Genomic DNA, 12,652 nt, shown 5'->3' with positions numbered 1-12,652 from the left:
TCCTTCGACGACCTCGGCGCGCCCCGACTTGTGCGCCCGGAAGGGCGAGCCCATCCGGGAGGCCAGCTCGTCGCAGACGAGGTAGCCGATGTTGTGCCGGTGGCCGGCGTAGGTCGGGCCGGGATTGCCCAGCCCGACCACCAGCCACACGTCCGCCTGGTCGGCGGTCACTCCTCGGTCGACTCCTCGGACGAGCCCTCGGCGGCCTCGGCCTCGGCGGCCGCGATCTCCTCGTCGGACTCGTCGCGCTCGATGCCGGCCTCGGCCTCGGCCTCGGCGAGCTCGGCCTCGACCTCCTCGGCGGTCGGGGCGGCGGTGATGTTGACGATGAGGAGCTCGTCCTCGGCCAGCAGGGTGGTGCCGGCGGGCAGCTGCAGGTCGGAGGCGAGGATCTGGGTGCCGACCTCGGCGCCCTCGACCGAGACCTCGATCTGCTCGGGGATGTTGGTGGCCTCGGCCTCGAGGGAGACGGTGGCGTTCTCGGTGACGACGAGGGTCTCGGGCTGGGCGTCGCCCACGACGACGACCGGGACGTCGACGGTGACCTTCTCGCCGCGCTTGACCGCGACGAAGTCGATGTGCTCGAGCACCCGGCGGATCGGGTCGACCTGGACCTGCTTGGTCAGGGCGAGCTGGGTCTGGCCGTCGACGACGAGCTCGAGCAGGGCGTTCGCGCCGCCGTGCTTGAGGGCCATCATCGTCTCGTGACCCGGCAGGGTCAGGTGCAGCGGCTCGGAGCCGTGGCCGTAGACGACGGCGGGCACCTTGTGCTCGCGACGGATGCGGCGCGCGGCGCCCTTGCCGAACTCGGTGCGCTGCTCGGCGGTGATCTTCTCGGCGGACATGACTCTCCTCGTGCTGTGCTGGAAGCTGGGCGCAGCCCGGGCGCGAGCGACGGGCGGCCGGAGAGCCGGGCCCTGTCGATCACGGAGCGTCGATCACGCTCCCTCGCCGAGGCAACCGGGGAAGCCTACCCGCGCCGGCGTGCGGGGCACCAATCCGCGCGTGACCGCAGAGGCCGGTTAGGTTCACCCTGTGTCGCTCACCCTCGCCGAGGCCCGTGCCCGGGCCGCCGCCGTCAGCCAGGTCTCCTACGACATCGCCCTCGACCTGCGTCGCCCGCAGGAGGGCACGTTCGGCTCGCGCACCGTCGTCGTCTTCACCGCGCACGAGCCCACGACCTTCCTGGAGCTGACCGCGGCGAGCGACCTCGTCGTCAGCATCGACGGCGTGCGCGTGGAGCGTCCCGACTACGACGGCCGTCGCCTACGGTTGCGCGACCTGCGTCCCGGCACCGAGCACCGCGTCGAGGTCGAGGCCCGCGTGCCCTACGTGAGCGACGGCGACGGCATGCACCGCATGACCGATCCCGCCGACGGCGAGGTGTACGTCGGCGCCTACGTCGGCATGGACATCGCGCAGAAGATCTTCGCCTGCTTCGACCAGAACGACCTCAAGGCGCCGCTGACGCTCAGCGTGGCCGCCGAGCCCGGCGTCACGGTGCTCGCCAACGGCCAGCCCACCACCACCGCGGCCGAGCAGGCCGACGGCGTCTGGGCCTTCACCACGACCCCGCCGATCCCGGTGGTGCTGTTCGTCGTCGTGGCCGGCCGCCTGGCCTCGCACCGCTTCGAGCACGCGGGCGTCCCGTTCGGCTGGCACGCCCGCGCGTCCCTGGCCGACGCGCTCGCCCGTGACGCCGCCGAGCTCGAGCGGATCACGCTGGAGTGCTACGAGCACTACGCCGACCTCTTCGACGAGCCCTACCCCTTCGACTCCTACGACCAGGTGTTCGTGCCCGGCCTCAACTGGGGCGCCCAGGAGATGCCCGGCTGCGTCACCTACCGCGACGAGCTGCTGCCCGTCGGGCCGATGGCCGAGCACGAGCGGCTGCTGCGAGCGATGATCATCGCCCACGAGATGTCGCACATGTGGTTCGGCGACCTCGTCACGATGACCTGGTGGGAGGACACCTGGCTGCAGGAGTCCTTCGCCGACTACATGGGCTTCCGCGTGGCCGCCGACGCCGCCGGCTACGTCGGCGCGCAGGCCGCCTTCGAGGTGGCCCAGAAGCCGGCCGTGTACGACGCCGACCGGCGACGCTCCACCCACCCCGTGGCCGCGCGTCCCGAGGACGTCCCCGACGTCGACGCCGCGGCCACGATCTTCGACGCCATCTCCTACGGCAAGGGCAACGCCGCGCTGCGCCAGCTGGTGACCTGGCTGGGCGATGAGACCTTCCTGCGCGGCGTGAACGCCTACCTGATCCGCTTCCGGTTCGCCAACGCCACCCTCGAGGACCTCGTCGCCTGCCTGGAGGAGGCCGCGCTGGCCGCCCCCGAGCGTCGCGACGTGCGCGCCTGGACCCAGGCCTGGCTGCGCACCACCGGCTACGACGAGATCGTCGTGCACCGCGGCGACGACGTCCCCGTGCTGCGCCGCCGCGGCAGCCGCCCGCACCGCCTCACCGTCGCGGCGTACGACGAGCAGCTGCGCGAGGTCGCCCGCCGCACCGTCGACCTCGCCGACGACCCCGTGGCGCTCGTCGACATGCGCGGGCGGATCGTCGTCGTCAACGCCCTCGGCGAGACCTACGCGCGCGTGCTGCCCGACGAGGTCTCCGCCTCGCACCTGCGCGCGGGGCTGACCCGCATCGAGGACCCCCTCGTGCGCTCGGTGCTGTGGTGCGAGGCGTTCCTCGCGCCCGCTGACGACGTGCTCGCCGTCGTCCGCGATCACCTGCCGCACGAGTCCGCGCCCTCGGTGGCGGCCGCCGTCGTGCTGCGGGTGCTGCGCCGCACCCTCCTCACCGTGCCCGCCGCGCAGGTGGAGGACGCCCTCGTGGTGCTCGCCGCCGCCTGCGGCGACGGCCTGGCCCGCACCGAGGACCCCGCCCTGGCCGCCGCTCTCCTGCCCGGCTGGATCGCCGGCTCCCGCTCGGTGCCCGCGCTGCGCCGAGCCCTGGAGACCGGACGCGTCGGCGTCGCCGACCTCGGCCCCACCGACCGCTGGGGCGTGCTCGCCCGGCTGGCATCCCTCGGCGAGCTCGACGACGCCGAGATCGAGGCCGCCGTCGCCTCCTCCCCCGGCCGCGACGCCGAGCTCGGCGCCCTGCGGGCCCGTGCCGCGCGTCCCACGCCCGAGGCCAAGGCCGAGGCGTGGGCGCTGGCCTCGGCGCCCGACGTCGACAACCGGCGGTTCGCCGCGCTCCTCGACGGCCTGTGGTCGAGCAGCCGCACCGAGCTCGTCGCGCCCTACGTCGAGCGCTACCTGCGCGAGGCGCCGCTCTGGGCCGCGCGCGGCCAGGCGTTCGCCCAGGTGGTGGGTCGCTCGTTCCCGACCTTCGCCCTCAGCGGGGCGCAGCGGGCGCAGCTGCGCGCGGCGCTGGCCGGCGACGTCCCGACCGTGCTGCGTCGCCAGTGGGACGACCGGCTCGACGACCTGGAGGTCTGAGCGCACCTGCGCTCGGGCGGGGCCGGCTCCGGGTGGAGCCGGCCTCGCGCGTCCTCGCTCAGGCGTGCCCGTCGAACATCGACGTGACCGAGCCGTCCTCGAAGACCTCGCGGATGGCCCGGGAGACCAGCGGGGCGATCGAGAGGATCGTCAGCTTGTCGAACTCCCGCTCGGCGGGGATCGGCAGGGTGTTGGTGACGATGACCTCGGTGGCCGGGGAGTTCTTGAGCCGGTCGACGGCGGGGTCGGAGAGGATCGCGTGCGTGGCGGCGATGATGACGCCGGCCGCGCCCTCGGCCATGAGGGCCTCGGCGGCCTTCACGATGGTGCCGCCGGTGTCGATCATGTCGTCGGTGAGCACGCAGATGCGGCCCGAGACGTCGCCGACGACGCGGTTCGCGACGACCTCGTTGGCGACGTCGGTGCGCCGGGTCTTGTGGATGAAGGCCAGCGGGGCGCCGCCCAGCTTGGCCGACCAGCGCTCGGCGACCTTGATGCGGCCGGCGTCGGGCGAGACGACGGCGAGCTGCTCGTCGCCGTACTTCTCCAGCACGTAGTCGGTGAGGATCGGCAGCGCCATCAGGTGGTCGACGGGGCCGTCGAAGTAGCCCTGGATCTGGTCGGCGTGGAGGTCGACGCAGATGAGCCGGTCGGCGCCGGCGGTCTTGAACAGGTCGGCCATCAGCCGCGCCGAGATCGGCTCGCGGCCGCGGTGCTTCTTGTCCTGGCGGGCGTAGCCGTAGAACGGCATGACCACGGTGATGCGCTTGGCGCTCGCGCGCTTGAGCGCGTCGACCATGATCAGGTGCTCCATGATCCACTCGTTGATCGGAGCGGTGTGGCTCTGGATGACGAACGCGTCGCAGCCGCGCACCGACTCCTCGTAGCGCACGTAGATCTCGGAGTTCGCGAACTCGTAGGCCGAGGTCGGCACGAGGTCGGTGCCGAGGAGCTGGGCGACCTGCTCGGCGAGCTCGGGGTGGGCCCGGCCACTGAAGACCATCAGGTTCTTCTCGGTGGCCTTCTTCATTCCGGTCACGATGCGCTGCCTTCGGTCGCGGGGCGGGACGGCCAGCATCCTCTCACGTCTCCCGACCTCCCCCGGACGCCCGTTCCCTGGCTGAGCGGGGCTCGTGGGGGAGATCACGGCGTGGGTCGGGCGGGGCCCGCGTGAAAGCTCTGGCGGCCGACCGCCAGACCTTTCGGTTGGCGTTCGAACCTTCGAACTCCAACCGAGGGTTTCGGCGGCTGGCCTCTGAAGCTTTCGGCGGCTGGCCGCCAAAGCTTTCAGCGCCGCCGCGCGCAGATCCGCCCGGGACCCTTCGGGATCAGCCCTCGAGAGCAGCGCGGGCGGCGTCGGCCTGGGCGGTGCCGTCACGCCGCTCGAGCGCCCAGCCCTCGAGCACCCGCATCGGGCCGGCGCTGACGGCGAGGGCGCCGGGGGGCACCTCGCCGCGGACCACCGTCCCGCCGCCGGTCGACGCGCCGTCGCCGATGACGACGGGGGCGACGAAGGTGTTGTTGGAGCCGGTCTTGGCGTGCTTGCCGACGACGGTGCGGTGCTTGTTCACGCCGTCGTAGTTGGCCACGATCGTGCCGGCGCCGATGTTGGTGCCCTCGCCGATCTCGGCGTCGCCGACGTAGGAGAGGTGGGGCACCTTGGCGCCCTCGCCGAGCACGGCGTTCTTGGTCTCGACGAACGTGCCGACCTTGCCGCGGCCGCCGATGCGGGTGCCGGGACGCAGGTAGGCGAAGGGGCCGACGCTGGCGCCCTCGCCGACGACGGCCAGGTGCGCGTGGGCGCGCACGACCGAGGCGCCGGCGCCGATCTCGCAGTCGGTGAGGGTGGTGTCGGGGCCGACGACGGCGTCCTCGGCGACGACGGTGGTGCCGAGCAGCTGGGTGCCGGGCAGGATCGTGACGTCGCGGGCCAGCTCGACGTCGGCGTCGATCCAGGTGGTGGCGGGGTCGATGACGGTGACGCCCTCGCGCATCCAGCGCTCGAGGATGCGGCGGTTCATCTCCGCGCCGAGCGTCGCGAGCTGGACGCGGTCGTTGGCGCCCTCGGTCTGGCGGACGTCGTCGAGCCGGTAGGCGCCGACGTGCAGCCCGGCGTCGCGGGCGAGGCCCACGAGGTCGGTGAGGTAGTACTCGCCGCCGGCGTTGTCGTTGGAGAGCCGGTGGATGGCCTCGGAGAGGAAGGCGGCGTCGAAGGCGAGGATGCCGGAGTTGATCTCGTCGATCTCGCGCTGCTCGGGGGTGGCGTCCTTCTGCTCGACGATCGCGGTGACCTCGCCGTCGGCGTCGCGGACCACCCGACCGTAGCCGGTGGGGTCGGGGACGACGCCGGAGAGGATGCTGACCGCGCGCTGGGCGGCCTCGTGGTCGGTGGCGAACGCGCGCAGGGAGTCGCCCTGCAGCAGCGGGGTGTCGCCGTAGGCGACGAGCACGGTGCCCTCGAGCGCCTCGACCGACTCCAGCGCCACCCGGACGGCGTGCCCGGTGCCGTGCTGCTGCTCCTGGACGGCGAGCACCGCCTCGGGCATGAGCTCGGCGATGTGCGGCCCGACCTGCTCGCGCTGGTGGCCGACGACGGCGACGACGCGCTGCGGGCCGGTCTCGCGCACGGCGGTGAGGACGTGGCCGATCATGCTGCGGCCGCCGATGCGGTGGAGCACCTTCATCGTCTTCGACCGCATCCGGGTTCCTCCGCCTGCGGCGAGCACGACGACGGTGAGTGGCACGGCCACGAGCAGGTCTCCTCAGGGCGGGGTGGGCGTCGGGCCACTGTAGTGAGGGCGCGGACAGGGGTCGAGTCGGGAGCGCAGGGGGATGCCCGTCGGCGGCGCAGGAGCGCACATCGCTCCCCGGGTAGGAGTCGAACCTACGTCGCTAGTCCTGATTCAAAGTCAGGCGGGCCCTGCCGGCAGACCAACCGGGGAACGCCCCCTGCGGAGGCGAGGACACCTTAGCCATCGGCGGGGTGGACGCCGCGATCGCCGGAGGCCTCCCGCAGACCGGGCAGCTCGACGACGGCGCGGGTGCCCTCGCCGGGCCGCGAGTGGAGGACGAGGGTGCCGCCGTGGGCCTCCACCAGCGCGCGGGCGATCGGCAGGCCGAGCCCCGAGCCGCCCTCGGAGCCGGAGCGGAACCGGTCGAAGACGTGCGGCAGGAGCGCGGGGTCGATGCCGGTGCCGTCGTCGAGCACGCTGATGCGCAGCCGGCTCGGGTCCGGCGCGGCCTCGAGGACGAGCGCGATCCGGCCCTCCTCGGCGGTGTGCCGCACCGCGTTGGCGACGAGGTTGCGCAGCACCTGGTCGAGGCGGGCGGGGTCGACGTCGATGGCGCCCCGGGTCCGGCACACGACCTCGAAGCGACGGGGGCCGAGCAGCGGCAGGTCGCGCTCGAGGTCGGCGGCGAGGTCGGCGACGTCGATCGGCCGGGTGAGGAGGAGGTCGGAGCGGTCGGTGACGGCCAGCGTCAGCAGGTCGTCGACGAGCAGGCCGGTGCGGTCCAGACGGGCGAGCAGGGCCTCGACGTCGGGCTGCGCAGCGGCGTCGACGCGGTCGCGCAGCAGCTCGGCCTGCGCCCGCAGCACCGCCAGCGGGGTGCGCAGCTCGTGCGAGGCGTCGGCCACCAGCCGCCGCTCCTGCTCGAAGGAGCGCTCGAGCAGGGTGAGCATGGCGTCGAGAGAGCCTGCGAGGCTGCGCACCTCCTCGACGTCGCTGCGCCGCACCGGGGCCCGGGCGGTGAGGTCGCCGCCGCTGACCTGCGCGGCCACCAGCTGCATGCGGCGCAGGGGACGCAGGAGCAGCGCGACGCTGAGCGCCACCAGGGCGGCGGCGCCCACCGAGAACGGCAGCCCGACGGCGAGCATCTGGCCGCGCACCCGGGCCTGGGCGGCCTGCACCGGCGTCCAGGAGTCGGCCACCTGGACGGTGCCCAGGTAGGCGCCGCCGGGGCGGTCGCTGCGCACGACGAGCGTGAGCACCTCGGCGCGCTGGCCGCCGCCGAGGGAGCGGCGCTCGACGCCGGGCGAGGCGCCGCACAGACCGCCCGGGACGTGAGAGGCGCGGCGCTCGAGCCGCGGCTGGTTGGTGACCGGTCCCAGGTCGGGGATGTGGACGACCTGCAGCTGCGAGAGCGGGTGCTCGTGCTGCTGCACGACCCAGGCATGCGCCGCGGCGAGGAGGTCGGCGCGGTCGTGCATCGGACGCCGGGCCACCAGCGCGTTCCACTCCCGTCCCTGCGTGACGAGGTCGGAGTCGATCTCGTCGGCCAGCCGGCGGCCCGTGGTGTGCTCGACGACGAGCAGGCACGCCACCGTGCTGAGGAAGACCAGCACGCCCGCGATCAGGCCGACGCGCAGCGCGAGCGACCGCGGGAGCAGGCGCATCAGGACGACCCGAGCGCCGGGGCTGCGGCGGTGGCGGGCGCCGCGGCGCCCGGCGTGCGCAGCCGGTAGCCGGCCTGGCGGACGGTCTCCAGCAGCGGGCCGACGTCGGGCCCGAGCTTGCGGCGCAGCTGCCCCACGTAGACCTCGACGACCTTCGTCCCCGGGTCGTGGGAGAGCCCCCACACGGCCTGCAGCAGCTGGGGACGCGAGACGACCTGGTCGGGGTGGCGCATCAGGTGCGCGAGGAGGTGGAACTCCCGCGCCGTCAGGTGCACCTCCTCGGCGCCCCGGCGCACCTGGTGGGAGCGCAGGTCCAGCGCGAGGTCGCCGAGCTCGAGCACGTGCGAGGCCGACTGGGTCGGCGAGCGCAGGGCGGCGCGGATGCGGGCGGAGAGCTCGGCGAGCGCGAACGGCTTGACGAGGTAGTCGTCGGCGCCGAGGTCGAGGCCACGCACCCGGTCGGCCACCTGCCCGCGCGCGGAGACGATCACCACCGGCAGGGCGGGGTCCTGACGCCGCAGCCGCGCGAGCACGTCCAGTCCGTCGCAGTCGGGCAGCACGAGGTCGAGGACGACGACGTCGAAGTCCTCGGCGGCCAGCAGCACGAGGGCGCGCTCACCGGACCCGACGTGCTCGACGACGTACCCGTCGGCCTCGAGTGCGTTCCGGACGAAGCCGGCCAGGGCCTGCTCGTCCTCCACGAGAAGGACCCGCACCTCGTCAGCGTACGCACCTCCATCCGGGGCGAGGAGGCCCCGGAGGGAGGTGCGCTCCGTGGAGTGGGTCACACCACTCAGCGGGCGGCGAGGGCGCGGAACGAGGCGAGGTGACCCTGCTCGTCGCCGCGCACCTCGGCGGTGAGGTCGGCGGCGGCGACGTCGCCGCGGGCCCGCTCGGCGGCGGTGTCACGGCCGTACATCGCGATCGCGTCCTGCTCGGAGGCGATCGACGCGCGCAGGTTCGAGGCGGTGCTGCCGACCAGGCCGGCCAGGTTCGCCTCGGTGGCGAAGTGGTCCTCGAGCTCGACCGCGGCGACCTCGCGGAAGAGCGCCGCGAGCCGCGGGTCGCCGGTGTTCGCCGCCCGGGCGGCCCACTGCGTGTACTGGCCCCAGGCGAGGGTCTCGGACTCCATCGCGGCCTGCAGCGCGGCCGCCACCGACGGCGCGGCGCACGCCGGGGACGCCGGGTGGGTCGCAACGCGGTCGACGCTCGGGCCCGCGGCCACGGAGCCGGCCGCCGCCTGCTGGAAGAGGGCGAGGTGGCCCTGCTCGTCGGAGCGGATCTCGCGCAGCGTGGCGGCGACGCCCGGGCAGCCGGCGGCGTCCGCGATGGCCGCCCAGCGGCCGTAGTCGCGCGAGGCGCCGCTCTCCGAGGCGACGGCGGCGCGCACGTCCTGCGCGTTGGTGCCGACCAGCCCGGTGAGAGCGCCCTCGGAGACGAAGTGGTCCCAGTACTCGACGTCGGCCACCGCGCGCCAGGTGTCGGCGGCGGTGGGGTCGCCGGCCGCGGCGTCGGCGTACGCGCGGTACTGGCCGTAGGCGAAGGCCTCGGTGACCATGGCGTGCTGCAGCTCGGCGATCGTCGCCGGGGAGGACGCGGGAGACGGAGCCGCGGTCGGGCCAGCGGCCTGAGCGCCGCCGGGAGCGGCGAGGGCCAGGCCGGCGAGGGCGGCGGCCGCGAGGGCCGGCGCGAGGACGCGACGCGAGCGGGTGGTGCGCGGGCGGATCGACATGACGTGACCTCTTCGGGAGCGGGCGGGCCCGATGCCCGCCGACGTCTCGATCCCACGCCGCGCTGGTGAGGAAGTGGTGAGTCCGAGGACAGGAGGCGGTCAGGCCTGCGACGTCGAGATCGCGGGGCCTCCCGGCGCGGCGAGCACCTCGCCGAGCGCGTCCAGGAGCGCGGCCCCGGTCCGCTCGGGGGCGAACCGGTGCCGGAGCCGCTCGGCGAGGCGCTCCGCGCGGGCGAGCGAGACCTCCGGATGGTCGACGACCTCGCGCAGGAGGTGCGCGGCGTGATGGACGTCGGGCTCGGCCCACAGGTCGCCCTCGACGTAGCCGACGTCCCACACCGTCTCGAAGGCCGGCGCCGGCTCGTGGTCCACCAGGTGGGCGAGATCGGGGTCCAGGAAGTCGAGCTGACCCCCGAACCCCGTCATCACGACCGGACGACCCGCGAGCGCCGCGTCGAAGGCGCCGAGGCCCCAGCCCTCCGAGCGCGCCAGGGAGAGGTAGACGTCGCCGACCTGGTGGAGGGCGGCGATCTCCTCGGGCGGCAGCGTGTCGTGACAGATCACCGACACCGGCGGGGCTCCGGGCGTGGCGTCCAGGAGCGGCCGCAGCGAGGTCGCGGGCGAGGGATGCCGCCACCGGCGGCGGACCCGGCCGGCCGAGAGGATCGGACGCCAGCTCGTCGGCGGCACCGTGAAGTCCTCGTCCCCGGTCTTCACCACGAGGCGCACGTCGGTGCGGCCGGCGAAGGCCTCGACGAAGGCGGCGACCGCGCGGTCGAGGGCCTTGCGGCGCACGCTGGTGCCGATCACGTAGACGGTGCGGGCGCCCGGATCCGCGCGCGGTCCGAGCCGCCCGGCCTCGATGCGGTCCTCGAGCCGGATGCGGGCGGCGGCGGTCGGAGCGACCGGCGCCGGAGGCAGGTGCGGGACGACGTGGATCGGGACCGTGACGCCGGAGCCGCGCAGGACCTCGACGTTCCATCGGCACGGCACCAGCACGCCGTCGAGACGGTTGAGGATCGGCGCCCAGCTCGCGGGCGTCCGAGCGGTCTCCCAGACCGTGTAGCCGACGACACGGTCGGCGCGGGCCCGGGCGGCGTCGAGGAGGTCGGCCTGGAACCCCGGGACGCAGTGGAGCACCGCCACCTCGGGGTCCAGGGTGGCGCGCGCGGCGACGTCGAGGAGCGGGTCGCCCCATCGCCGCGCCCGGTCCGACGAGGTCGCCTCCCGCAGGGCCGGCCCGTGCGGGAGGAGCGGCGTCCAGCGCACCGCGACGTCGGAGGCCGCCAGCCACCGCACGTACTCCTTGCCGGCGGTGGCGTAGCCCGTCGCGCCGGCCTCGCAGAGCCACTCGATCCTCACCGGCCGATCCTCTCCCGCATCCCCGCTGCGCGCAGGCGGATCACGGCTTTCGGCGCTCCGCAGCGACCTGGCAGGACGCCGACCGATCAGTACACCGCGTAGGCGGTGATCGACGCCTTCTGCTTGTCGTCCTTGGCGGTGCCCTGGCAGGAGAACGGACCCTGCACGAAGCAGGTGAAGCGACCGCTGGCGTTGATCAGCGAGATCTCGACGTACTTCGTGCCACCGAAGGACAGCGACTTCCCGTAGTTGCCCCGGCTGTTGAGCGTCGGGTAGCTCACCTTGGCGACGCCGGCCTTGCTCACCGTCGTGATGGCCACCCGCGATCCGCGGGCGAGGTCGGCCATGTCGATGGCGACCTTGAGGGTCGCCCGGGAGGGCAGGCGGCTCGGGGTGAACCGGTAGGTCCGTGCGGCGAGGTGGTTGATCGTCGTCGAGGCGACGAGGTCACGGTCGTCGCGCACCGTGAACGACTTCGCCGGGGACGCCGACGGGTAGCGCACGGCCGCACCCTCCGCATAGGTCTGCTGGGGGCGACGGTTGGCCGCCACGAACGCGGCGAACTCCTTCGCGGCGCTCGAGCCGCGCGCCTTCAGCGCGGTGTCGACGGCCTGCCAGGAGTACTGGTCCGGACCGCCGGGCGCCGCGTCGACCTGGTCCCAGACGTCGCGGACCAGGGTCGGCAGCCCTCCCTGGGCGTCGGGGTACTTCTCGGTGAGGAAGCGGAAGAAGATCCACACGCCGTAGTGCCAGTTGGCCAGGGAGCCGGAGTCGATGAACTGGTCCATCGAGGTCTGCGGCGAGCGCAGCGGGCTGGTGGCCAGGTACTGCCGGTTGTCGTTGACGTCGGGGTAGACCTCGTCCTCGATCCAGGCGGCCGTGGCCTCCAGCAGCCAGGAGTCCTCGAGGTAGTCGTAGCCGAACTGCACCGCGTGGAAGTACTCGTGAGCAGCGGTCACCTGCAGCGAGGCGAGCGGCTCGTTCTCGAACTCGACGAAGTCGTCGTCGAGGGCGCAGTAGGACCAGACGTCGTAGACCTCCTGGCTCTGCGCCGGGTCGTCGGAGGTGCAGTAGCCGTAGACGCCGTCCCCGCCGAGGTTGGAGAGGTAGACGTCGAACTTGTCCGTGCCGCCGCCGACGGTGCCGTCGGACTTCGGCGCCCGGTAGCCGGCGTCGAGGTACTGGCTGCGGATGGCGGTCATCTCCGACAGCGTCTGGTCGACGGCGTCCGGGACGCCGTTCTCGTCGTCATCGACGTTCGGCGGGGCGTCGTCGGTGCTCGTCACGTAGTGCACGCAGATCGAGGCGTTGCAGACGGGCGGCGCCTCGGCCACGGAGTAGGAGAGGTCGCCGCGGCCGCCGATCCGCTTGGCCGTGGGGCGCGCGAGGTAGGCGTCGGCGGCGGCGCGGTCGGCGGGCGTCATCTCGGAGCGCGCGACGCTGAGGTCGCGCAGGGCGAGCGTCAGGTCGGTGCCGCGGGCGCGGCCGCCCACGACGTCCTCGACGGTGGCCAGCGCGGCGGCGGCGCGGGCGGAGGTCCTGGCGACGGGGGCGGGACGCTCGGCGTCGGCCGAGGCCATGGTCACGGTGCTGAGCGGCAGCGCGAGCGCCATGACGGCGCCGGCGATCCGGAGGGGGGTCACGATCACCTGGCGAGGCTAGGAACCCCGGCGCGTCGACGGTGGCCGAACGGCGACGTCTTGACTCTT

General features: G+C 73.9%; 9 protein-coding genes, 1 tRNA gene and 1 pseudogene. 1 reads left to right on the top strand and 10 read right to left on the bottom strand.

What is annotated here, in order from left to right:
- Together ACZDWJ_RS11675 and ACZDWJ_RS11670 are read right to left on the bottom strand one after the other, a co-directional pair.
- Nucleotides 1-171, bottom strand: a pseudogene (locus tag ACZDWJ_RS11675) (aminoacyl-tRNA hydrolase); the annotation flags it as partial.
- Nucleotides 168-845, bottom strand: a complete 678-nt coding sequence (locus ACZDWJ_RS11670) for a 50S ribosomal protein L25/general stress protein Ctc (protein ID WP_463521128.1) — start codon at nucleotides 843-845, stop codon at nucleotides 168-170. The pseudogene ACZDWJ_RS11675 and the gene ACZDWJ_RS11670, both read right to left, overlap by 4 nt.
- Before the next feature lie 190 nt (nucleotides 846-1,035).
- On the opposite strand from ACZDWJ_RS11670, the gene pepN reads away from it, so the two are divergent.
- Complete coding sequence (gene pepN / locus ACZDWJ_RS11665) at nucleotides 1,036-3,453, top strand: aminopeptidase N (RefSeq protein WP_463521127.1); 2,418 nt, start codon at nucleotides 1,036-1,038, stop codon at nucleotides 3,451-3,453.
- Nucleotides 3,454-3,511: 58 nt separating this feature from the next.
- Here pepN and ACZDWJ_RS11660 read toward each other — a convergent pair whose 3' ends face one another.
- The 8 genes from ACZDWJ_RS11660 to ACZDWJ_RS11625 all read right to left on the bottom strand — a co-directional run bounded on the left by ACZDWJ_RS11660 (nucleotide 3,512) and on the right by ACZDWJ_RS11625 (nucleotide 12,592).
- Entirely contained in the window at nucleotides 3,512-4,483 is a 972-nt protein-coding gene (locus tag ACZDWJ_RS11660) for a ribose-phosphate diphosphokinase (protein WP_463521167.1), read from the bottom strand.
- Nucleotides 4,484-4,781: 298 nt separating this feature from the next.
- Nucleotides 4,782-6,203, bottom strand: a complete 1,422-nt coding sequence (gene glmU, locus ACZDWJ_RS11655; RefSeq protein ID WP_463521126.1) for a bifunctional UDP-N-acetylglucosamine diphosphorylase/glucosamine-1-phosphate N-acetyltransferase GlmU — start codon at nucleotides 6,201-6,203, stop codon at nucleotides 4,782-4,784.
- A gap of 113 nt (nucleotides 6,204-6,316) precedes the next feature.
- Nucleotides 6,317-6,395: transfer RNA gene (locus ACZDWJ_RS11650), tRNA-Gln, on the bottom strand.
- A gap of 26 nt (nucleotides 6,396-6,421) precedes the next feature.
- Entirely contained in the window at nucleotides 6,422-7,849 is a 1,428-nt protein-coding gene (locus ACZDWJ_RS11645; RefSeq protein ID WP_463521125.1) for a sensor histidine kinase, read from the bottom strand.
- Nucleotides 7,849-8,565, bottom strand: a complete 717-nt coding sequence (locus ACZDWJ_RS11640) for a response regulator transcription factor (protein WP_463521124.1) — start codon at nucleotides 8,563-8,565, stop codon at nucleotides 7,849-7,851. Before ACZDWJ_RS11640 ends, ACZDWJ_RS11645 begins: the two co-directional genes overlap by 1 nt.
- 77 nt (nucleotides 8,566-8,642) lie before the next feature.
- Nucleotides 8,643-9,581, bottom strand: coding sequence for a hypothetical protein (locus tag ACZDWJ_RS11635; RefSeq protein WP_463521123.1), 939 nt, complete (start codon nucleotides 9,579-9,581; stop codon nucleotides 8,643-8,645).
- A gap of 99 nt (nucleotides 9,582-9,680) precedes the next feature.
- On the bottom strand, nucleotides 9,681-10,943 hold the full coding sequence (locus ACZDWJ_RS11630; protein WP_463521122.1) for a glycosyltransferase: 1,263 nt from the start codon (nucleotides 10,941-10,943) through the stop codon (nucleotides 9,681-9,683).
- A gap of 86 nt (nucleotides 10,944-11,029) precedes the next feature.
- Nucleotides 11,030-12,592, bottom strand: a complete 1,563-nt coding sequence (locus tag ACZDWJ_RS11625; protein WP_463521121.1) for an MXAN_6640 family putative metalloprotease — start codon at nucleotides 12,590-12,592, stop codon at nucleotides 11,030-11,032.
- Between the last annotated feature and the right edge of the window lie 60 nt (nucleotides 12,593-12,652).

The organism is Nocardioides sp. B129/18 (assembly GCF_055282735.1).
This window is presented reverse-complemented; position numbering and strand designations above follow the sequence as displayed.

Bases quoted from the DNA above. Each gene is read 5' to 3' on its own strand.
- ACZDWJ_RS11660 (WP_463521167.1), bottom strand. From the start codon at position 4,483: ATGAAGAAGGCCACCGAGAAGAACCTGATGGTCTTCAGTGGCCGGGCC.
- ACZDWJ_RS11645 (WP_463521125.1), bottom strand. From the start codon at position 7,849: ATGCGCCTGCTCCCGCGGTCGCTCGCGCTGCGCGTCGGCCTGATCGCG.
- ACZDWJ_RS11635 (WP_463521123.1), bottom strand. From the start codon at position 9,581: ATGTCGATCCGCCCGCGCACCACCCGCTCGCGTCGCGTCCTCGCGCCG.
- ACZDWJ_RS11670 (WP_463521128.1), bottom strand. From the start codon at position 845: ATGTCCGCCGAGAAGATCACCGCCGAGCAGCGCACCGAGTTCGGCAAG.